The sequence below is a fragment of the Ottowia beijingensis genome (assembly GCF_042680925.1).
GTDB classification, from domain to species: Bacteria; Pseudomonadota; Gammaproteobacteria; order Burkholderiales; family Burkholderiaceae_C; genus Ottowia; species Ottowia beijingensis.
In genome coordinates, this window is record NZ_JBHUEP010000014.1 from 15095 (window position 1) to 36193 (window position 21099).

Genomic DNA, 21099 nt, shown 5'->3' on the forward strand with positions numbered 1-21099 from the left:
GCGATGGGACTCCCCTGAATTTAATCAACCCGAAACAAGCTATTTAAATAGTAGCATTCTGCGCTTGATGCACAAGCGTTGGCGCGTTATTTGAACAGGACAACATTCAACGCTTGCCCGTCAGCTTCTGCACCGCGTTCAGCGTCTGCTCGACATGCTGCAGCGGGTTGCTGCCCTCGTGGGTGAAGGCGATCCTGCCGTCCTGCCCGATGACGTAGGAGATGCGCGAGGCCACGCCGGGCAGCAGCGAGCTGGCGTCGTAGGCCTTGATGGTCTGCGCCTTCGGGTCGGAGGCGACGGCGAACTGGTCGCGGCATTCCTCGACCGAGAACTTCTTCAGCGTGTCGATGTCGTCGTGCGACATGCCGACCACGGTGGCGCCCAGCGCGGCGAACCGGGGCGTGGCCTCGGCGAAGGCGTTGGCCTCGATGGTGCAGCCGCGGGTGAAGGCCTTGGGGAAGAAGTACAGCACCACCGGGCCCTTTTTCAGCGCGGCGGTCAGGTCGAAGTCGAACGCCTTGCCGGCGACCGCGGCCTGGGTCTTGAAGGCGGGCGCGGCGTCGCCGGGTTTCAGCGCCGCCTGCGCGGCGGGCGCCAGCAGCGCGGCGAAGGTGAGGGTGCAGGAGGCGATCAGGCGGGCCATGCGGAGAGCCTTTCATGCAGGTGGTGACAGGGCCGCAGGGTAGCACCGCCCTTGCGGCCATGCGGATGGCGCGCTGACGGCGCTGCACGGATGCTGCAAAAAAAAAGCTGGAGGCGCCTGCTGCGGGTGGCTCCAGCCTGCTTTTGATCGAAAAATTCGGGGTGTCAGCGCATCAGTTGCGATCCACCCGCACACGGCGCGGGCAGTAGGCCGGCGCGCAGGGCAGGGTGGGGGCGGCCACCAGCGCGTAGGGCTTGCGCGGGCGCTCGGTGATGACGATGGCGGGCGGGTAATAGGTCATGGCGGCGGGGGCCACGGGCACGACCACGACGGCCGGGGCCAGTTCTTCGTGGCCGCTGGCGGGGTTGAACTTGCCCGCGTCCGGCTGGCCCTGCTCCTTCCAGGGCGAGTTGGGCAGCACGTCGTCGGTGTTGTGGGCGCTCAGCGCGGCGTGGGCGGTGCTGCCCAGCAGCAGGGCAGCGGCGACGAGGACGGGCTTGAAGTTCATGGCGGGTTCCCTCAAAGACGGATTGGCGCCAGTGTAACGATTCGTGCCCGCGCCGCCATGCCGGACAGCGCCGCAACGTGACGTGTGTCGCCGCTGGCGCACAATCGCGCGCATGAACCGCACGCCAACCGCTTCGCTGCCCCGCATCGCCGTGGTGGCCACCGGCGGCACCATCGCCGGTGCCGGCACGGCGCCGGGCGATGCGGCGTCGGCCGCGTACCGCTCGGCCGTGGTGTCGGCCGACGAGCTGCTGGCCGCCGTGCCGGGCCTGCAGCGGCTGGCCGCGCTGCAGGCCGAGCAGCTGTTCCAGATCGACTCGGCCGACTTCACCGACGACAAGCTGCTGGCGCTGGCGCGCCACGTGGCCGCGCTGTGCGCGCGCGATGACGTGGACGGCGTGGTCGTCACGCACGGCACCGACACGATGGAGGAGAGCGCCTACTTCCTGCACCTGGTGGTGAAGAGCGCCAAGCCCATCGTGCTGACGGGCGCCATGCGCCCGGGCACGGCGCCCGCGGCCGACGGGCCGGCCAACCTGCTGCACGCGGTGGCGGTGGCGGCGCACGCCTCGTCGGCCGGGCGCGGCGTGCTGGTGGTGATGAACGAGGAGATCCACAGCGCGCGCGACGTGGCCAAGGTGCACAGCCAGCGGCTAGATGCCTTCGCCTCGCCGCACGGCGCGCTGGGCGCGGTGGTGCAGGGTGCGCCGCGCTGGTACCGGGCGGTGACGCGGCCGCACACGACGGCGAGCGCGTTCGACATCACTGCCATCGACGCATTGCCGCTGGTCGGCGTCGTCATGGGGCACGGCCACATGCGGCGCGAGCTGTTCGACGCCTGGGTGGCGGCCGGCGCGCGCGCCATCGTGCACGCGGGCTTCGGCGGCGGCACGGTGCCCGAATACCTGAAGCCCGTGTTTGCCGAGCTGTGCGCGCGCGGCGTGCCGGTGGTGCGCTGCTCACGCGTGGGCGCGGGGCCGGTGATCCGCAACGCGAATTTCGACGACGACGCCTGCGGCAGCATCGCCGCCGACGACCAGAACCCGCCGCGCGCGCGGCTGCTGGCGGCGCTGGCACTGACGCGCTCGCCCGATGTGCGGGAGATGCAGGGCGTGTTCGACCGTTATTGACGGGGTGATCGAAACTATGGTTTCGTTAGTGGGTTGCGCTTATCCAGCAAGGGTTTCAAGCGAAAAATATCTGAAATCAAGGCGCAACGGGCGCAAGCAGCTACGGTTTTTGTAGGAACGGGCTTGCCCGCGATGGGGCTTGCGTGGTGATGAGGCGCTGCATCGCGGGCAAGCCCGCTCCCACAGGTTCGTGCGGGTTCCGAGCGCCGGCGCTTGAATAATCAGCGCCGCCAGCTATCGTTATCGAAGCGCCTCACGCCGCCCGCTGGGCCAGCAGCCGCTTGCGCACGGCGTCGATGTTGTTGCGCAGCGCGTACAGCTCTTCGGCGTGCGCCAGCGGCACGGTGGTCTGGTTGGCCACGCGGTCGAGTTCGTCCAGCTCGTTCAGCAACTCGTCGCGCTCGCCCCGGCCTTCCTCCACCTTGGCCTCGATGCTGCGCAGCCGCGCATACCAGCGGAACACGCGCTGGCGCACGCGGTAGGTGTACAGCGGCGGCACCACGCGCGACAGCGGCAGCAGCAGCACGATCAGGCCGCCGATGACCAGCCACATGCGCTCCAGCAGGTTGCTGGCCCAGAACGGCAGGTAGCGCTGCCAGAACGGCGGCGTGCCGTTGATGGCGCGGTCGCCCTCGGGGCTCACGGGCAGCTCGCTGGTGCGCGTGTTCGGAAAGTCGCGCGCCCGGTTGAACCAGCCCGCGTCGCTGTGCAGCCCCTGCGCCGCCTGCGCGAACAACTGGCGCAGCGCGGGGTGCGTGTCCTCGCGCGTCAGCAGCGAGGTGGTGGTGGCCAGCAGGCCGATGTCGTGCGGCGGAATGTCGGCCGCCAGGTCGACCACGCCGCGCGGCAGCGTGATGGATTGCAAAAACGGAAAGCGCCGCACATACGCGTCGGCCTGCGCCACGTCCATCAGCGCGATATCGGGGGCGTGCAGCAACTGGCGCACCACCGGGGATTCGGGCGCGGTGACCAGCACCATGGCGTCGAGCAGGCCGCCCTGCAGCGCTTCGGCGGCGGCTTCGGGCGCGAGCTGGCTCAGCACCAGCGTGTCGCTGCGCAGGCCGTTGGCCTGCAGCAGGCGCTGCAGCATGTCGGGCACGCCGCTGCCGGGCTGGTCGATGTTGACGCGCAGGCCGCGAAGCTGCGGCAGCGTGGTCAGCGGCGGGGGCGGCGCGGGCTCTGAGGCGGCGGCGGCGGGCGGGCGGGTTGCTGCGGTTTCGGTAGCGGTTGGCGCAGGCGCCGCCATCGTATCGGTACGGTAGAACACCCAGATCGGCTCGTAGAACAGCGCGCCGAGCGAGGTGATGCCGGCATCGCCATCGGCCTGCGGATCGGCGCTGCCACCGCGCACGAAGGCGGAGCCGGCGGTGCCCGCGCGCAGCGCCTGCAGGTTGGCCAGCGAGCCTTCGGTGGGCGACTGCTGCACCGTGATGCCGCTCCTGGCCAGCGCTGCCGCGTAGCGCTGGCCGAACTCGGCATAGGCGCTGCCGGCGGGGCCGGTGGCCAGCGTCACGGTCTTGGGCGGTTGCGGGTCGAGCCACCAGTAGGCGGCCACCAGCACGCCGGCGGCGATCAGCGCCACCGGGCCGGCCGAGACCAGCATGTCGCGGATCGACAGCACGATCAGCTTGAGGGTGCGGCGTACCGGGCCGATCATGGCGATTTCCGGGCTCTGGCGCCGGCGGGGCGGGCGCTGGCAGCTATCAGATCGGAAGCGGCTGGCAACGCCAGCGTGTCGGTGGTCATGCCCTGCGCGGACTGCACCGCGTTCACGCAGGCACGCGCCACGGCCTCGCCGGCCATGGTGCACAGCACGTTGAAGTCGAGCGCGCCGGCCATGCCGGTGGACAGCGCGAACAGCGTGTCGCCGTCGCTCATGGTGTGCACGGGGCGGATCGCGCGCGCCAGCCCGTCGTGCCCGGCGCCGGCCAGGCGCTGGCACTGCGCCTTGGTCAAAGGCGCATCGGTGGCGACGACGCCGATGGTGGTGTTGGCGCCAGCCAGCAGGGCCAGCGGCTTGTCGCCCGCCAGCGCGGCGACCACGCTGCCGCGCAGTTGCTGGCCGTCTTCGGTGCGCGCGCCGGCGATGGGCTGGCCGGTGGCGGGGTCGACCACGTCGCCCAGCGCGTTGACGGCGATCAGCGCGCCCACGGTCACGCCGTCCACGGTGACCGATGCGGTGCCGATGCCGCCCTTCATGGCATACGGCATGCCGAACAGCTTGCCCACGGTGGCGCCGGCGCCGGCGCCGGCGTTGCCTTGGGCGATCTCGTCGCCGGCGGCCTGGCAGGCGGCGTAGCCGGCGGCGGCATCGGGGCGGATGCGGGCATCGCCCAGGTGCAGGTCGAACAGCACCGCCGCCGGCACGATGGGCACCACCTGGCCCGGCGCGCTGCCCACGTAGAGGCCCACGCCTTCTTCCTCCAGCCAGCGCATCACGCCGCCGGCGGCATCCAGCCCCCAGGCGCTGCCGCCGGTGAGCAGCACGGCGTGCACCACGCCCACCAGGTTGGCGGGGTCGAGCAGATCGGTCTCGCGCGTGCCGGGCGCGGCGCCGCGCACGTCCACCCCGCCCACGGCGCCGGTGCGCGCGATGACCACGCTGCAGCCGGTGGGGCGGCGCGGGTCGGTGAACTGGCCGACCTCCAGGCCGCGCACCTGGGTGATGGCGCCGGGGAACAGGGCAGGTGGGGCAGAAGGCATGGGCATGGGCGGTGCAGGGGCGATCCGAGGGCGATGCGCCCGATGTTAGCCGCGCGCCCCGGCCGTCACGACGGCTGCAGTCGGCGCCGGCGGCGGCGCCAGCGCGCCCACAGCCACCAGCCGCCCGACACCAGCGCGTAGGTCAGCAGCCCGCCGATGACGGCGAACACTGCCAGCCCCACGATGAGCGGCTTGCCCAGCGCCTGCAGGCGCTGCCAGGGCGACGGCGGCTCGCCGGTGACGCGCTCTTCGGCCTCCAGCTCCTCGGTGATGCGGGCGATCTCGGCCTCGGCGTTGGGCACCGGCTTGCCGACGATGCGGCTGCCGGCCTGGTAGGCCAGGTAGTAGATCGGCCCGAAGGTGAGCGGGTTGGTCACCAGCGTGCTGCCCATGGCCGCCGGCAGGTTGGCGCGCAGCACGATGGCGACGGCGGCCGAGGCGGGAATCTGCGCGATCGGGATCAGCAGCCCGAAGAAGATGCCGATGGCCATGCCCAGCGCCACGCCATGGCGCGACAGCCGCCACAGCCGCCGCTGGCCCAGCCAGGGCGCCAGCCAGCGGGTGAAGCGGCCAGCCTGCAGCTGCTCGCGGGTGGGGATCAGGCGCTGCAGCCTGGCGCTGAGTGTCATGGTGATTCCATGAGTCGCTGGTGGGGCGGATGGTTCCGCGCCGCCGTCGGAGGATCGTTGGGAAAGCGGGATTCTGGCATTGGTTTGGGGGGTGGCTGCGGCAGTCAGGGGCGAGGCGCTTGGGTCTGGTGCTGGGGCAGATGCTTGTCGATGGCCAGGGCGGGGCGCGAGTCGGCGCGGCCCTCACCCCAGCCCTCTGCCGCCAGCGGGAGAGGGGGCGGGGCACGGCGGGCAGCAGCGCTTCCCGGGTCAGCGCCGCCGGCCCCCATCCCGGCCCCCCCAGCGGGGGAAGGGGCAAGACAGCGCCGCCGGGTTTCTGCGAACCGCAGCGAGCGCGCCCAGAACCCGCAACAATCCCGTCTTTTCATGGTTTTCACGTGACAGGACCTTCCCGTGCCGCTTTCCCCGCCCGTTGCCCGCTCGCACCTGCATGACCGCCACGTCGTCTTTCGCGGCTACCGTCGCGACGACGGCCTGTGGGACATCGAGGCCGAGCTGCGCGACACCAAGACCGCGCCGTTCGAGATCCCCGGCGAAGGCCGCTGGGCCGCCGGCCAGCCGATCCACGGCATGGCGATCCGCCTGACGGTGGACAGCGACACCGTGGTGCACGCCATCGAAGTCGCCATGGACCACTTTCCCCACGGGCCCTGCCCCCAGGCGATGGCGCCGATGCAGCGCATGGTGGGCAGCCGCCTGGCGCGCGGCTGGCGGCGCGCCATCGAGCAGCACCTGGGCGGCATCCAGGGTTGCGCGCACCTGCGCGAGCTGCTGTTCAACATGGCCACCGCCGCCTTCCAGACCATGGTGCAGGACGTCACGCCCGTCGACCCCGAGCACCCACCGCCGCACCTGGGCAAGTGCCTGACCTGGGACTTCGACGGCCCGGTGGTGGAAAAGCACTATCCGAAGTTCTACCTGCGCGACGCGCGCCGCGAGGGCTGACGCCGCCGGCGCCGGCACGCCGACCGCCCATTGCCAGCACTGCCCGCATGGGGAAGCGCGGCGCATTGGCCGGCCGGCGGCAACAGGACTATGGTGAAGCCATGCCTGCCGCCGCCTCATCGTGCCTGTCGTTCGACCGCGAGCACATCGCGCAACTCGTGCACCGCTTCTACGACGCGATCCGCGCCGACGCCGAACTCGGCCCCGTGTTCGAGGCCGAGTTGCACGACCGCTGGGCGCCGCACCTCGAACGCATGGTCGACTTCTGGTGCACGGCCACCAAGGTCTCGCGCAGCTTTCGCGGCAACGTGTACGGCAAGCACATGGCGCTGCCGCGCATCGCGCCGCACCACCTCAAGCGCTGGCTGCAACTGTGGCAAGTGCACACGCAAGCCGTCTTCGCGCCGGCGCCCGCGGCGGAGCTGCAGGACATCGCCACCGGCGTGGCGCGCGTGATGCACCTGGGCTGGTTCGGCCGCCTGCCGCCGCCCGGCGCGCTGCAGCACTGGATCGAGACGGAGGGTGCCGATGCCTGCGCCGCCTGAGGCCAGCGCAGCCGACCCGCGCATCGAATACGACGCCCTGCGCGAACGGTGCCCCGTGGCCTGGAGCGAGGCCCGGCAAGGGTCGGTGCTGCGCCACGCCGAGGTGCTGCGCGTGCTGCACGAGCACGAGACTTTCGGCAACGCCGTGTCTGCGCACCCGGCGGTGCCCAACGGCTACGACCCGCCGCAGCACACCGCCTACCGGCGCGCGCTCGATCCGTTCTTCGCGCCGCCGCGCATGCAGCGCTTCGAGCCGGTCTGCCGCGACATCGTGGGCGCTATGCTGCAGCAGGCGCTGCAGTTGCGCGAGCTGGACGTGGTGCGCGAATTCGCGCTGCCGTTCGCCGTGCGCGTGCAGTCGGCCTTCCTGGGCTGGCCGCCGCTGATCCAGGACGAACTGCTCGACTGGCTGCGCCGCAGCCGCGAAGCCACGCGCTCGGGCGACCGCGCCAGCACGGCCGCCGTGGCGCAGGAGTTCGAGCGCCTGGTCGACCGCATGCGCGCCGCGCGCCGCGAATCGGCGCCCGACCAGGACATCAGCGCCGAGCTGATGCACCTGCAGGTGGACGGGCGCCCGCTGGACCTGCGCGAGCTGGCCAGCGTGCTGCGCAACTGGACGGTGGGCGAGGTCGGCACCATCGCGGCGTCGATCGGCATCCTGGTGCACTGGCTGGCCACGTCGCCCGACTGGCAGCAGCGCCTGCGCGCGCAGCCCGCGCTGCTGCCGCCGGCCATCGACGAGGTGCTGCGCATCGACGGGCCGCTGGCGGCCAACCGCCGCATCGTACGCCGGGCCGTGGCATTGGGCGGCCGCCAGTTCGAGCCCGGCGACCGCCTGACGATCCACTGGATCGCCGCCAACCGCGACCCGCGCGCCTTCGACGAGCCCGACAGCTTCCGCATCGACCGCGATCCGTCGCCGAACCTGCTGTACGGCGCCGGCATCCACGTCTGCCCCGGTGCGCCGCTGGCGCGGCTGGAGTTGCGCGTGCTGATGGAGGAGCTGCTGGCGCGCACGTCCGCCATCACGCTGGCCGAAAGCCGCCCGCCGGTGCGCGCCGTGCACCCCGACGCCGGCTACGCGGCGCTGCTGGTGCGGCTGGTGTGATTCCATTTCCAATTCAATGCGTCGATCACCGTCATCCCGGCGATGGCCGGGATCCATGGCTCTCCGCACACGCCGTCTGGATTCCGGCCCCGTATCGCGGTACGGGGCAGGCTTTGCGCCGGAATGACGAGCTATTGCAGTTTTGATCTGGAATTGGAATGAGTGCGGGCCTGCCGCGCGACGGCGCGCCGTGAGGATCGACAGGCCGCAGCGCAGCGCACGTTGAAAAACCAGGGGGGACCTTGGAAATTATTTCAACAATGAAAATCGCCTTTGGCGCCCATCCGCCGGGCGCAAGCAGCTCTTAATATGAGACTGCACTACCGCGTCAAACCGTTATCGCCTGATTTGGCGCCTTGCAGCGCGTTTCAGAGCCATTTCTGCATCAGCAGCGCGTGGCCTTCGGCCGGGTCGAGCACGTAAGGCGCGAAGCCGAAGCGCTGGTAGCTGCGCAGGGCGCGCTGGTTGCCCGACAGCACCTCCAGCGTCAGCTTGCAGCAGCCGCGCTCGCGCGCATGCGCCTCGCACGCGGCCAGCAGCGCCTGGCCGACGCCGCGCCCGCGCTGCGCCGGCAGCACGGCGATGTCGTGCACGTTCAGCAGCGGCCGCGCCTTGAAGGTGGAATAACCCTCGAAGGTGTTGACCAGGCCCACGGCCTCGTCGCCGATCCAGGCGATGAAGCTGGCCGCCGAGGGCAGGGCCGCCAGCTCGTCGCACAGGCGCGCCTTGACGTCATCGGCCAGCGGCGTGCCGCCGCCCATCGGGTCTTGTGCGTAGGCGTCGAGCAGGGTGATGAGCGCGGCACGATCCGCCGCGGCGGTGTAATCCACGCGGCGGATGGCGGGGGCGGGCAAGCTCACGTCGCCGCGTCGGCGTAGGCGTCCAGCGGCACGCAGCTGCAGAACAAGTTGCGGTCGCCGTACACGTTGTCGACGCGGCCCACGGGCGGCCAGTACTTCACGCTGCCGGGCACGCGGCCGGCCAGCGCGGCGCCCACTTCGCGCGCATACGGGTGCGGCCAGTCGGCGGCCAGCAGGCTGTCGGCGGTGTGCGGGGCGTTCTTCAGCGGGTTGTCGTCCTGCGGCCATTCGCCTTGCTCGACGCGGCGGATTTCTTGCCGGATGGCGATCATGGCGTCGATGAAGCGGTCGATCTCGGCCAGCGGCTCGCTCTCAGTGGGCTCCACCATCAGCGTGTTGGCGACGGGGAAGCTCAGCGTCGGCGCGTGGAAGCCGTAGTCGGCCAGGCGCTTGGCGACGTCTTCGGCCATCACGCCGCTGGTCTCTTTCAAATCGCGCAAATCCAGGATGCACTCGTGCGCGACGTGGCCGTTGGCGCTGGCGTACAGGGTGGGGTAATGATCCTTCAGGCGCTTGCTGATGTAGTTGGCCGACAGAATGGCCACCTCGGTGGCGCGCGTCAGGCCGGCGGCACCCATCATGCGGATGTACATCCAGGTGATGGGCAGCACGCTGGCGTTGCCATAGGGCGCCGCGCTGACAGCGCCGATCTTGCGCACGTCGCCGGCCGTGGCGTGGCCGGGCAGGTAGGGCACCAGGTCTTCCACCACGCACACGGGGCCGACGCCGGGGCCGCCGCCGCCGTGCGGGATGCAGAAGGTCTTGTGCAGGTTCAGGTGGCTCACGTCGCCGCCGAACTCGCCCGGCGCGGCCACGCCGACCATGGCGTTCATGTTGGCGCCGTCCAGGTACACGCGGCCGCCGTGCTGGTGCACGACTTCGCACACTTCCTTCACCTGCGTCTCGAACACGCCGTGCGTGCTGGGGTAGGTGATCATGATGCAGGCCAGCTGGTCGGCGTGCTGCGCGCACTTGGCCTTCAGGTCATCGAGGTCGACGTTGCCGGCCTCGTCGCACTTGGTGACGACCACCTTCAGGCCCGCCATCATGGCGCTGGCCGGGTTGGTGCCGTGCGCGCTGCTGGGGATCAGGCACACGTCGCGCTGGCCCTGGCCGCGCGCCTCCTGCCAGGCCTTGATGGCCAGCAGGCCGGCGTATTCACCCTGGCTGCCGGCGTTGGGCTGCAGGCTCACGTCGGCATAGCCGGTGATGCTGCTCAGCCAGGCGCGCAACTGCTGGTCGAGTTCGGCATAGCCGGCCTGCTGGTCGGCCGGCGCGAACGGGTGCACGTTGCCGAACTCGGGCCAGGTGATGGGAATCATCTCGCTGGTGGCGTTCAGCTTCATGGTGCAGCTGCCCAGCGGGATCATGCTGCGGTCGAGCGCCAGGTCCTTGTCGGACAGCTGGCGGATGTAGCGCAGCATGGCGGTTTCGCTGTGGTGGGTGTTGAACACCGGGTGCGTCATGAAGGCGCTGGTGCGGCGCAGTGCGGCGGGGATGAGCGCGGGGGCGGAGCCTTCGAGCGCGGCGAAGTCGGGCAGCTGCTTGCCGTCACCGAAGATGGACCACAGCAACTCCACATCGGCGCGCGTGCTGGTTTCGTCAAGTGACACGCACAGGTACACGTCCCAGGCCTTGCGCAGGTTGGCGCCCATCTGCACGGCGCGGGCAGCTATCGTATCGGTAGCGCCGTCGGTCTTGAAGCTGACGGTGTCGAAGCCGGAGTCGGCGTGCATGGCCGTGAAGCCCATGGACTGCATGCCGGCGGTGAAGATGCTGACGAGGCGCGTCACGCGTTCGGCAATGCGCTTCAGCCCTGCCGGGCCGTGGTACACGCCGTACATGCTGGCGATGATGGCTGGCAGCGCCTGCGCGGTGCAGATGTTGCTGGTGGCCTTCTCGCGGCGGATGTGCTGCTCGCGCGTCTGCAGCGCCAGGCGATACGCCGGTTTGCCGTGCACGTCGACGCTGACGCCGACCAGGCGGCCCGGCAGGCTGCGCTTGAAGGCGTCCTTGCAGGCCATGAACGCCGCGTGCGGCCCGCCCGCGCCCATGGGCATGCCGAAGCGCTGCGAGTTGCCGACCACGATGTCAGCGCCCATCTCGCCGGGCGACTTCAGCAGCGTCAGCGCCAGCAGGTCGCTGGCCATGATGACGGCAGCGTTCTTGGCGTGGATCTTGTCCGCCTCGCCGCTCCAGTCCATCAGCCAGCCGCTGCTGCACGGATACTGGATCAGCGCGGCGAAGTAGTCGTCGGCGGCAATCGCGGCGTCCCACTCTTCGGCCGAGTTGGCCAGCTTCACCGTCAGGCCCAGCGGCGCGGCGCGGGTCTGCATCACCTCGATGGTCTGCGGGTGCGCGTCGCCGCTCACCACGATCACGTCGCCCTTGGCCTTGACCGATCGCTTGGCCAGCGTCATGGCCTCGGCGGCGGCGGTGGCTTCGTCCAGCATCGAGGCGTTGGCGATGTCCATGCCCGTCAGGTCGGCCACCATGGTCTGGAAGTTCAGCAGCGCCTCCATGCGGCCCTGGCTGATCTCGGCCTGGTAGGGCGTGTACGAGGTGTACCAGCCGGGGTTCTCCAGCACGTTGCGCAGGATCACGCCCGGCAGGTGGTTGGGGTAGTAGCCCTGGCCGATGAAGCTCTTCATCTGGTGCTGGTTCTTCGACGCCATGGCCTTCAGTTCGGCCAGCGCATCGGCCTCGGTGCAGGCCGGCGGCAGCGTCATGGCGCTCTGGCGCGCGATGCTGCGCGGCACGATGGAGTCGATCAGCGACTGGCGCGACTTCTCGCCGATGACGGCGAGCATCTTCTGCTCTTCGTCCGGCGTGATACCGATGTGGCGGGCGACGAATTCGCTGGCGTTTTCCAGGCTGGCAAGGGAAGGGGCTTGGGACATGACGGGTGCTCCAGACAAAACCATGGGCAAGGCGCACCGCTGCACGCGATGCGCCTCACGCAGTGCTTTATCGGCGGATCAGGCGGCGAAAGCCTTGTAGGCGGCCTCGTCCATCAGCGCGTCCAACTGGCTGGCGTCGGACAGCTTGACCTTGAAGAACCAGCCGGCGCCCATGGGGTCGCTGTTGGCCAGGCTGGGTTCGTCGGCCAGCGCCTGGTTGATCTCGACGATCTCGCCGCTGACGGGCATGTACACATCGGCGGCGGCCTTCACGCTCTCGACCACGCCGGCGGTGTCTTTCTGGGCGTAGGTCTTGCCCACTTCAGGCAGTTCGACGAACACCACGTCGCCCAGCGCGTCCTGCGCGTGCTGCGTGATGCCGACGGTGGCGATGTCGCCCTCGACCTTGATCCATTCGTGGTCTTCGCTGTACTTGACGGTCATGATTGCTCCAAAAAAGAGAGTGGGTTGCGCAGATGGGGTGGGCGTTGGCGGCTGATTTGGCTTGAAATCAGCCGCGGTGGTAACGGTTGGGCACGAAGGGCGTGGCGGCCACTTCCATGGGAATCTGCTTGCCGCGCACCAGCGCGAACACGGGCGTGCCGACGGCGGCGTATTCAGGGCTGACGTAGCCCATGGCGATGGGTTGGTCGATGCTGGGGCCGAGCAGGCCGCTGGTGGTTTCGCCGATCTTCTGGCCGTCGGCGTTCTGCAGTTCGACATGCTCGCGCACCGGCACGCGCTCCTTGCCCATCAGCGCCACGCGCTTGCGGGCCACCTTTTGCGCGGCCGGGTTGCCGGCGGCGTCCTGCATGAAGGGCAGAACCTTGTCGGCGCCCGGAAAGCCTCCCGCGCGCTCGCCGCCGGTGCGGCGCACCTTCTGGATGGCCCAGTTCAGGCCCGCCTCGATGGGCGTGGTGGTGGTGTCGATGTCGTTGCCGTACAGGCACAGGCCGGCTTCCAGGCGCAGGCTGTTGCGTGCGCCCAGGCCGATGGGCGCCACTTCAGGCTGCGCCAGCAGCGCGCGTGCGAAGGCCTCGGCCTGTGACTCGTGGATCGAGATCTCGAAGCCGTCCTCGCCGGTGTAGCCGCTGCGGGTGACGTACAGGTCGGTGCCGTTCCAGCCGAAGGCGCCGCCGGTCATGAACACCAGTTGCTCGACGCCGGGCACCAGGCGCTTCAGCGCATCCACGGCCTTCGGGCCTTGCAGGGCGAGCAGGGCGCGCTCGGGCATGGGCAGCACGTGGCAGCGCTCGCCGATCCTGGCCTGCATGTGCGCGATGTCGCCGGCCTTGCAGGCGCCGTTGACGATCAGGAACAGCTGCGGGCCCTCGCGCTCGCCCGCCGCGCGCGGCAGCGCCTCGCCGGTGCGGGCGGCAGGGTCGCCGAAGTTGACGAACATCAGGTCGTCGATGATGGTGCCCTGGTCGGTCAGCAGCAGGCCGTAGCGCTGCTTGTCCACGCCCAGACTCATCACGTCGACGGGCATCAGGGATTCGAGCGCGGCGGCGGCATCGGCACCGACCAGCTTGACCTGGCCCATGTGCGAAACGTCGAACAGGCCGGCGGCTTCGCGCACGTGCCGGTGCTCGGCGATCAGGCCGGCGGGGTACTGCACCGGCATGCTGTAACCGGCAAAGGGCACCATGCGCGCGCCGAGGTCGACGTGCAGGGCGTGCAAGGGGGTTTTCAGAAGTTCGGTACCAGGGGCCGACATGGCAGGGCTCCTCGAATGCGTTGTTCAAAAGCATTGCCCAACGCCGGTCGGCGGCGGGCGGCGGAACCCTGCTGTCCCCTTTACCTGAGAGATTCAACCCGCCGCGGCGGGCGCCGCGCGCAGGTCTTGCCCCTTCGGTGGGCCGCGTGCCTGGTGCCGCGGCCTCTCTCCAGCAGAATCGTTTTGGCCAGTCCTTTTGCCTGAGCGTTCGGCCTTCGGCGGCGCGTGTGACGGCGCTCTCTCCTGACACCAGCGATTCTGCCACGGCCCGTGAATCAGATGGCCGCGGAGCAGGCCGTGCGGGAATGCTGTGGCCGGGGCCTCCCCGGCCACCAGCGTTGTCCCCCTGGGGGAAGGCGCGTCAGCGCCTCAGGGGGCTATCTGTACACGAGATCGCGCAGCCCGAGGGAGAGCGCCGGCACGTAGGTGATCACCAGCAGGCACAGCAGGATCACGCCCACGAAGGGCAGCAGGTGCCGGATGATCTTGTCGAGCGAGATGCGCGCCACCGTGCAGGCCGCGAACAGGTTGACGCCGAAGGGCGGCGTGATCATGCCCAGCGCCAGGTTCACCACCATGATCAGGCCGAAGTGCACCGGATCGACGCCGAAGTGCATGGCCACCGGCGCCAGGATCGGCGCCAGCACGATGATGGCGGCGCTGGTCTCGATGAACATGCCGATGATGAACAGGGCGGCGTTGATGCCCAGAAGGAACATGGCGGGGCTTTGCAGCACCTGCTCCAGCCAGTGGCCGATGGCCTCGGGCACGCCGGCGCGGGTGATCAGGAAGGCGAACAGGCCGGCGTTGGCGATGATGAACATGATCACCGCCGACGACATGACCGACCGGCGCAGCACGGGCAGCAAGTCCTTCACGCCGATCTCGCGGTAGATCAGCATGCCGACGATGAGCGCGTAGAGCACCGCCACGGCCGACGCCTCGGTGGGCGTGAACACGCCGCCGTAGATGCCGCCGAGGATGATGACCGGCATCAGCAGTGCCCAGAACGCCTGCCGGGTGGCGGCGAAGATGCCCAGGCGGCCATCGCCGTCGTTCTTGCCCCAGCCCTTCCACTTGCAGTAGATCCACACGAACAGCATCAGCGCGCCGCTGATCAGCACGCCGGGGCCGAAGCCGGCGATGAACAGCTCGCCGATCGACACCTCGGCCGACACGCCGTACAGGATCATCGGGATCGACGGCGGGATGATCACGCCCAGCTCGGCGCTGGTGGCCTGCAGCGCGGCGGCGTAGCTGGTGGGATAGCCGTGCTTGATCAGCGCCGGGATCAGGATGGCGCCGATGGCGAAGGTGGTGGCCACCGACGAGCCCGACACGGCGGCGAAAATCATGCAGGTGAGCACGCAGGTCATCGGCAGGCCGCCCTGCACGCCACCGACCAGGCTCTTGGCGAACTCCACCAGCCGGCGCGAGATGCCGCCGGTCTCCATCAGGTTGCCGGCCAGGATGAAGAAGGGCACGGCGGCGAGCGGAAACTTGTTGATCGAGTTGAAGATCTCCTTGGCGGAGATCAGCATGTGCGCGTTGTTGACCTGGATGCCGACGATCGACGCCAGCCCGATCGACACCGCGACCGAGACGCTGAGCGCGAAGCCCAGCACCATGGTAATGAGCATGGCGGTGGTCATGCGTGCCCCCACGCTTGACGCTGCGCGTCTGCGCTGCCCCCCGAGGGGGCCTTCGCACCTTGGAGCGGTCCGGCGGTGCTCATTGCGCGGTCTCCAGTTCCATGCGGCGCGGGTCGATGTAGTTGGCGACGATGGCGATGATGGCGAACACCGCGCCCGCCGGCATGGCGATGTAGGCCCAGAACATCGACAGCGATTCCAGCCCGGCCATGGTCTGCACGCTGCCGCGCACCGCGTAGTCGTAGCCCCACCACAGGATGATCAGCATCAGCGTCAGTGCGGCCAGCGCCACGATGGCGTCGAGGATGCGCTTGAGGTGCGTGGGCACGGCCCGGTAGAGCGCGTCCACGCTCACCATGGCGCCCTGGCGGAAGGCCATGGGGATGCCGAGGAACACCATCCAGATCAGGCTGAAGCGGATCAGCACTTCCGTCCATTCCGCCGGCTGCTGCAGCACGAAACGGGTGATGACCTGGAACACCGCCAGGCCCGAGGCCACGGCCAACATCAGGCAGGCCAGCCCCATCGCGATGCGGGTGGTCCAGCTTTCAAAGGAGAGGAACAAGGCCTTCATGGCAAACCATCGCTTGAAACAAAAATGCCCGCCGCGCAGGGCGGGCGGGCACTGGGTGCTACATCGAATGTAGCGATCGAACAACCCGCATCACTTGAAGTTGCGGATGCGGTCCAGGTTGGCCTTGCCGAACTCCTTCTCGAACTGGGCGTTCACGCCGGTCAGCGCGGCCTGGAACTTGGCCTTGTCGACGTTGTCGACCACCGTCATGCCCTTGCTGCGCAGGTCGGCCACGCCCTTGGCGTCGTCCTCGTCCACGCGCGCGCGGTTGGCCTTGGTGCCTTCCTTGGCGGCGTCGATGAAGGCCTGCTTGTCGGCGGCCGAGAGCTTGTCGAACGCGCCCTTGTTCATCACGAAGATGGCGGGCGAGTACACGTGGCCCGTGAGCGACAGGTGCTTCTGCACCTGGTCGAACTTGGCCGAGATGATGACCGGCAGCGGGTTCTCCTGTCCGTCCACCGTGCCTTGCTGCAGCGCGGTGAACACCTCGGGGAAGGCCATGGGCGTGGTGATGATGCCGAAGGCCTTGTAGGCGGCGATGTGCACCGGGTTCTCCATGGTGCGCATCTTCAGGCCCTTCAGGTCGTCGGGCGAGTTGACCGAGCGCTTGCTGTTGGTCATGTGGCGGAAGCCGTTCTCGGCCCAGGCCAGGGCCTTGAAGCCCTTGGGCTCGAACTTCTTCAGCAGTTCGTCGCCGATCGGGCCGTCGAGCACGGCGCGGGCGTGCGCCTTGTCGCGGAACAGGAAGGGCACGTCGAGGATCTTGGTCTCGGGCACGAAGTTGGGCACCGGGCCGCTGGAGCTGAAGGCCAACTCCTGCGTGCCGAGCTGCACCGCCTCGATGGATTCGCGCTCGCCACCCAGCGCCCCGTTGTAGAAGGTCTGGACCTTGTAGCGGCCTTGCGTGCGCTTCTCCACTTCCTTGGCGAAGGTGTCGATGGCGATGCCCTGGTGCGAGTTCTGCGCCACCGAGATGCTGATGCGCATGGTGGTCTGCGCGGCGGCGCCGGCCACCAGGCCGAACGCCAGACCGAAACCGAGGGCGAGTTGGTGCAACTTCATGAAAAGGTCTCCTGATTCAGTATCGAATGCGAACTGCGGGTGCGCGCCAGGGGCACGCACGGCGGCCGCCATTATGTGCGCGCCCCTGGCGCGGGGGCCACGGGGTTTTCGCGCATGAAAAGGTGGCTGCTGTCGCCTACTTGACGGCGCGGATGCGGTCCATCGCAGCCTTGCCGAATTCCTTCTCGAACTGGGCATTGGCCGGTGCCAGCGCGGCGGCGAACTGGTTGCGGTCGATGTTGTCGATGACGGTCATGCCGCGCGCGCGCAGCTCGGCGACGCCCTTGGCGTCGTCCTCGTCGACCTTGGCGCGGTTGGCCTTGGCGGCCACCTTGGCGGCGTCGAGGAAAGCCTGCTTGTCGGCGGCCGAGAGCTTGTCGTACAGGCCCTTGTTCATCAGGAACACCATGGGCGAATACACGTGGCCGGTGAGCGTGAGGTGCTTCTGCACCTGGTCCAGTTTCTGCGACAGGATGACGGACAGCGGGTTCTCCTGCCCGTCCACCGTGCCCTGCTGCAGCGCGGTGAACACCTCGGGCCAGGGCATGGGCGTGGGCATGATGCCGAGCGACTTGTAGGCCGCGATGTGCACCGGGTTCTCCATGGTGCGCAGCTTCAGGCCCTTCAGGTCGTCGGGCGTCTTCACGTCGCGCTTGCTGTTGGTGATGTGGCGCACGCCGTTGTCGGCCCAGGCCAGGGCCTTGAAGCCCTTGGCCTCGAATTTCTTCGCCAGCTCCTCGCCGATGGGGCCGTCGAACACGGCGCGGGCGTGCGCCTTGTCGCGGAATAGGAAGGGCACGTCGACGATCTTGGTCTCGGGCACGAAGTTAGGGATGGCGCCGCTGGTGCAGAAGGTCATCTCCTGCGTGCCGAGCTGCACCGCCTCGATCGATTCGCGCTCGCCGCCCAGCGCGCCGTTGTAGAAGGTCTGGAACTTGTAGCGGCCGTTGGTGCGCTGCTCCACCTCCTTGGCGAACACGTCGATGCCGACGCCGTGGTGGCTGTTCTGCGCCGCCGAGACGTTGATCTTCATGGTGGTCTGCGCCGACGCGGCGGCGGCAAGGCCCAGCGCGCAGAAGGCGCCGATGAGCCAGGAACGGGTTGTCATGGGGTTTGTCTCCGTACTGCTTGGAATACGCAGGCCTGGCGCCGTGTGGGGTGCCGGCCCGGCCGGTGCCCGCACCGGGTGCGCGCGGGCGCAAGCATTATGGGGACGAAAGCTCAGGCAGCGCCAGCGGGGTTTTCTCGCAGGTGGTCGCGGATGATGTCGTCGTAGCTGGCGTCGGCCTGCAGGCCCAGCCGCGCGGCGCGGCGCGCGTTCATGGCCGCCGGCCAGCTGGCGATGATGCGGGTGATGGCTGCGTCGGGCACCCAGTCGATGCGCGCGGCCACGTCGTCGCCGGCCACGCGGGCCAGGGCGGCGGCCATCTCGCCCGCGGTGGTGGCCACGGCGGGCAGGTTCAGGGCGGTGCGCGGACCCCAGTCGGCGTCGCTGGCTTCCAGCGCGCGGACCAGGCCTTCGACGGTGCGCGCGGGCGAGGACAGCGCCACCTTGGTATCCGGCGGCACGGGGCACACGGCGCGCCGGCCGGCCAGCGGCTCGCGCACCATGCCGCTGAGAAAGCTGGACGCCGCGGCGTTGGGCTTGCCGGGGCGCACGCTCACCGTCATCAGGCGCACGCTGCGGCCGCGCACGAAGCCCTTGCGGGTGCAGTCGGCCACCAGCTGCTCGCACATGAACTTCTGTATGCCGTAGCTGTTCTGCGGCGTGGGCAGGGTGTCGTCCTCGATCACGGCGGGCAGGGGCTGCTCGAGCGTGTGGCCGAACACGGCCAGCGACGACGAGAACACGAACACCGGCGGCGTGCCCAGGCGCCGGCAGGCCTGCAGCAGGGCGCGCGTGGCATCGAGGTTGCTGCGCAGGCCGAGGTCGAAGTCGGCCTCGCACTCGCCGCTGACGGCGGCGGCCAGGTGCACCACGGCCTGCGCGTCGGCCGGCACGGCGCGCGTGGTGCCGTGGGCATCGGGGGTGAGCAGTTCGTTCAGGTCGCCGGTGACGACCTGCACGCGCGCATCGGCCGTCAGATCAACGGGCGGCGCGGCGCGGTCGACCAGCGTGAGGCGCGTGATGGGCTGCGGCGCCGCGCCCGCCAACGCCAGCGTGCCGCGCTGCAGCAGGGTGCGGGCCAGCCTCACGCCCAGAAAGCCGGCGCCACCGGTGATGACGAGGTGCATGCGGCCTCCTGATGCGCTGGATGAAAGATGAAAAAACAATAGCTTCTTGCGCCCCATGCACAAGGATTTCAGATCATTTTGTATCTGAAATCCTTATATGACGTGCGCAAACAGCTATCAAATTAATTGCACGACGCCACGCGTGGACGCGGCGCCGTGGCGGTCACATGCCCGAATAGTTGGGCCCGCCGCCGCCCTCGGGCGTGACCCACACGATGTTCTGCGTCGGGTCCTTGATGTCGCAGGTCTTGCAGTGCACGCAGTTGGCGGCGTTGATCTGCAGGCGCTGCGCGCTGCCGCCCTTGGCCTCGTCGGGCACGAACTCGTACACGCCGGCGGGGCAGTAGCGCGCCTCCGGCCCGGCGAACTTGGCCAGGTTGATGTTGACCGGCACCGTCGGGTCTTTCAGCGTCAGGTGCGCGGGCTGGTTCTCCTCGTGGCTGGTGTTGCTGATGAACACGCTCGACAGCCGGTCGAAGGTCAGCTGGCCATCGGGCTTGGGGTAGGCAATGGGCTGGCACTCGGCCGCGGGCTTGAGCTGCACGTGGTCGGGCTCGGCGCGGTGCAGCGTCCACGGCGCGTGACCGCGGAACACCATCTGGTCGAGGCCGTTCATCAGCGTGCCGGTGGTCAGGCCCTTCTTGAACCAGTTCTTGAAGTTGCGGTCCTTGTGCAGCTCGGCGGCCAGCCAGCTGTGCTGGAAGGCGTCGGGGTAGGCGCTCAGCTCGTCGTGCTGGCGGCCGGCGGTCACGGCCTCGTAGGCCGCCTCGCCGGCCAGCGCGCCGGTCTTGATGGCCGCGTGGCTGCCCTTGATGCGGCTCACGTTCAGGAAGCCCGCATCGCAGCCCAGCAGCGCGCCGCCGGGGAACACCGTCTTGGGCAGCGCCAGCACGCCGCCAGCGGTGATGGCGCGCGCGCCGTAGCTCAGCCGCTTGGCGTTCACCTGGCCGTTGTCGTCGGTGAAGTACCACTTCACGCGCGGGTGTGTCTTCCAGCGCTGGAACTCCTCGAACGGGCTCATGTACGGGTTCTTGTAGTTCAACCCGATCACGTAGCCGCAATACACCTTGTTGTCCTCGGCGTGGTAGAGGAAGGCGCCGCCGTAGGTGTGCTCGTCCATCGGCCAGCCGGCGCTGTGCATCACGAAGCCGGGCGTGTGGCGGCTGGGGTCGATCTCCCACAGCTCCTTTATGCCGATGGCGTAGCTCTGCGGGTCACTGTCGGCGTCGAGCTTGAAGCGCTCGATCAGGCGGCGGCCCAGGTGCCCGCGCGAGCCTTCGGCGAACAGCGTGTACTTGCCCAGCAATTCCATGCCGAGCTGGAAGTTCTCGGTCGGCTGGCCGTCCTTGCCGATGCCCATGTTGCCGGTGGCCACGCCCTTCACGCTGCCGTCCTCGTTGTACAGCACCTCGGCGGCGGCAAAGCCGGGGAAGATCTCCACGCCCAGTTCCTCGGCCTGCTGCGCCAGCCAGCGCACCACGTTGCCCAGGCTGACGATGTAGTTGCCGTGGTTGTGCGCGAACGGCGGCAGGAACAGGTTGGGCACGCGCGTGCCGCCACCCCCCTCGTGCAGGAACACGTAGGCGTCGTCGGTCACCAGCTGATTGAGCGGCGCGCCTTTTTCCTTCCAGTCGGGGATCAGTTCGGTCAGCGCCTTCGGGTCCATCACCGCGCCGGAGAGGATGTGCGCGCCGGGCTCGGAGCCTTTCTCCAGCACCACCACCGACACGTCCTGGCCTTTCTCGGCCGCCAGCTGCTTGATGCGGATGGCCGCCGACAGGCCGGCCGGGCCGGCGCCGACGATGACGACGTCGTACTCCATGGCTTCGCGGGGGCCGTACTGCTGGATGATTTCGTCGGGGGTCATGGGCGCCTCTCTCGTGCGTTTG

At 69.2% G+C, this 21099-nt stretch carries 19 protein-coding genes and 2 riboswitches; of the genes, 4 read left to right on the plus strand and 15 right to left on the minus strand.

All coding sequences use genetic code 11. The annotated features are described in order from the left end of the window. Positions 1 to 106: 106 nt before the first annotated feature. Positions 107 to 643: a peroxiredoxin gene (locus tag ACFSCU_RS17600; protein ID WP_180549602.1), complete on the minus strand. Its 537-nt coding sequence runs from the start codon at positions 641 to 643 to the stop codon at positions 107 to 109. Between the two features lie 172 nt (positions 644 to 815). Beyond that, entirely contained in the window at positions 816 to 1151 is a 336-nt protein-coding gene (locus tag ACFSCU_RS17605; RefSeq protein WP_180549601.1) for a hypothetical protein, read from the minus strand. A 112-nt stretch (positions 1152 to 1263) separates the two neighbouring features. On the opposite strand from ACFSCU_RS17605, the gene ACFSCU_RS17610 reads away from it, so the two are divergent. After that, positions 1264 to 2280, plus strand: a complete 1017-nt coding sequence (locus ACFSCU_RS17610; protein ID WP_377561280.1) for an asparaginase — start codon at positions 1264 to 1266, stop codon at positions 2278 to 2280. Positions 2281 to 2533: 253 nt separating this feature from the next. Here ACFSCU_RS17610 and ACFSCU_RS17615 read toward each other — a convergent pair whose 3' ends face one another. The 3 genes from ACFSCU_RS17615 to ACFSCU_RS17625 form a co-directional block, all read right to left on the minus strand. Next, positions 2534 to 3937, minus strand: coding sequence for a TAXI family TRAP transporter solute-binding subunit (locus ACFSCU_RS17615; RefSeq protein ID WP_377561281.1), 1404 nt, complete (start codon positions 3935 to 3937; stop codon positions 2534 to 2536). Continuing rightward, a complete protein-coding gene (locus ACFSCU_RS17620; RefSeq protein ID WP_377561292.1) occupies positions 3934 to 4983 on the minus strand; it encodes a P1 family peptidase in 1050 nt (349 codons plus the stop codon). Before ACFSCU_RS17620 ends, ACFSCU_RS17615 begins: the two co-directional genes overlap by 4 nt. Positions 4984 to 5048: 65 nt before the next feature. Continuing rightward, complete coding sequence (locus ACFSCU_RS17625; protein WP_180549600.1) at positions 5049 to 5612, minus strand: DUF2062 domain-containing protein; 564 nt, start codon at positions 5610 to 5612, stop codon at positions 5049 to 5051. A gap of 393 nt (positions 5613 to 6005) precedes the next feature. Here ACFSCU_RS17625 and ACFSCU_RS17630 point away from each other — a divergent pair, with 393 nt between their 5' ends. From ACFSCU_RS17630 to ACFSCU_RS17640, 3 genes are all read left to right on the plus strand, one after another. Then, a complete protein-coding gene (locus tag ACFSCU_RS17630; protein WP_180549599.1) occupies positions 6006 to 6557 on the plus strand; it encodes a DUF2889 domain-containing protein in 552 nt (183 codons plus the stop codon). A gap of 101 nt (positions 6558 to 6658) precedes the next feature. Beyond that, positions 6659 to 7102: a group III truncated hemoglobin gene (locus ACFSCU_RS17635; protein ID WP_180549598.1), complete on the plus strand. Its 444-nt coding sequence runs from the start codon at positions 6659 to 6661 to the stop codon at positions 7100 to 7102. After that, the gene (locus ACFSCU_RS17640) at positions 7086 to 8210 is read left to right on the plus strand and encodes a cytochrome P450 (protein ID WP_377561282.1); all 1125 of its coding nucleotides are present in this window, start codon (positions 7086 to 7088) and stop codon (positions 8208 to 8210) included. The genes ACFSCU_RS17635 and ACFSCU_RS17640 overlap by 17 nt, the downstream gene beginning before the upstream one ends. Before the next feature lie 368 nt (positions 8211 to 8578). On the opposite strand, the gene ACFSCU_RS17645 is transcribed toward ACFSCU_RS17640, so the two are convergent. From ACFSCU_RS17645 to ACFSCU_RS17690, 10 genes are all read right to left on the minus strand, one after another. Further along, a complete protein-coding gene (locus ACFSCU_RS17645; RefSeq protein WP_308645757.1) occupies positions 8579 to 9070 on the minus strand; it encodes a GNAT family N-acetyltransferase in 492 nt (163 codons plus the stop codon). Continuing rightward, positions 9067 to 11970, minus strand: coding sequence for an aminomethyl-transferring glycine dehydrogenase (gene gcvP / locus ACFSCU_RS17650; RefSeq protein ID WP_377561283.1), 2904 nt, complete (start codon positions 11968 to 11970; stop codon positions 9067 to 9069). The genes ACFSCU_RS17645 and gcvP overlap by 4 nt, the downstream gene beginning before the upstream one ends. Before the next feature lie 78 nt (positions 11971 to 12048). Continuing rightward, complete coding sequence (gene gcvH, locus ACFSCU_RS17655) at positions 12049 to 12414, minus strand: glycine cleavage system protein GcvH (protein ID WP_180549597.1); 366 nt, start codon at positions 12412 to 12414, stop codon at positions 12049 to 12051. A 67-nt stretch (positions 12415 to 12481) separates the two neighbouring features. Beyond that, on the minus strand, positions 12482 to 13687 hold the full coding sequence (gcvT, locus tag ACFSCU_RS17660) for a glycine cleavage system aminomethyltransferase GcvT (protein ID WP_377561284.1): 1206 nt from the start codon (positions 13685 to 13687) through the stop codon (positions 12482 to 12484). Between the two features lie 64 nt (positions 13688 to 13751). Beyond that, a riboswitch (glycine riboswitch) is annotated at positions 13752 to 13865 on the minus strand. Further along, positions 13866 to 13943, minus strand: a riboswitch (glycine riboswitch). Positions 13944 to 14064: 121 nt separating this feature from the next. Beyond that, a complete protein-coding gene (locus tag ACFSCU_RS17665) occupies positions 14065 to 15339 on the minus strand; it encodes a TRAP transporter large permease (protein ID WP_180549595.1) in 1275 nt (424 codons plus the stop codon). 79 nt (positions 15340 to 15418) lie between these two features. Then, the gene (locus tag ACFSCU_RS17670) at positions 15419 to 15913 is read right to left on the minus strand and encodes a TRAP transporter small permease (RefSeq protein WP_180549594.1); all 495 of its coding nucleotides are present in this window, start codon (positions 15911 to 15913) and stop codon (positions 15419 to 15421) included. 90 nt (positions 15914 to 16003) lie between these two features. Next, a complete protein-coding gene (locus ACFSCU_RS17675) occupies positions 16004 to 16975 on the minus strand; it encodes a TRAP transporter substrate-binding protein (RefSeq protein ID WP_180549593.1) in 972 nt (323 codons plus the stop codon). A gap of 136 nt (positions 16976 to 17111) precedes the next feature. Further along, positions 17112 to 18083, minus strand: a complete 972-nt coding sequence (locus ACFSCU_RS17680; RefSeq protein WP_180549592.1) for a TRAP transporter substrate-binding protein — start codon at positions 18081 to 18083, stop codon at positions 17112 to 17114. A 113-nt stretch (positions 18084 to 18196) separates the two neighbouring features. Next, positions 18197 to 19210 carry a D-erythronate dehydrogenase gene (denD, locus tag ACFSCU_RS17685; RefSeq protein WP_377561285.1) on the minus strand — a complete coding sequence of 338 codons (1014 nt, stop codon included), beginning with the start codon at positions 19208 to 19210 and terminating at the stop codon, positions 18197 to 18199. Between the two features lie 163 nt (positions 19211 to 19373). Then, positions 19374 to 21077 (minus strand): electron transfer flavoprotein-ubiquinone oxidoreductase, encoded by a 1704-nt coding sequence (locus ACFSCU_RS17690; RefSeq protein WP_377561286.1) that lies wholly within the window; start codon positions 21075 to 21077, stop codon positions 19374 to 19376. Positions 21078 to 21099 lie beyond the last annotated feature (22 nt).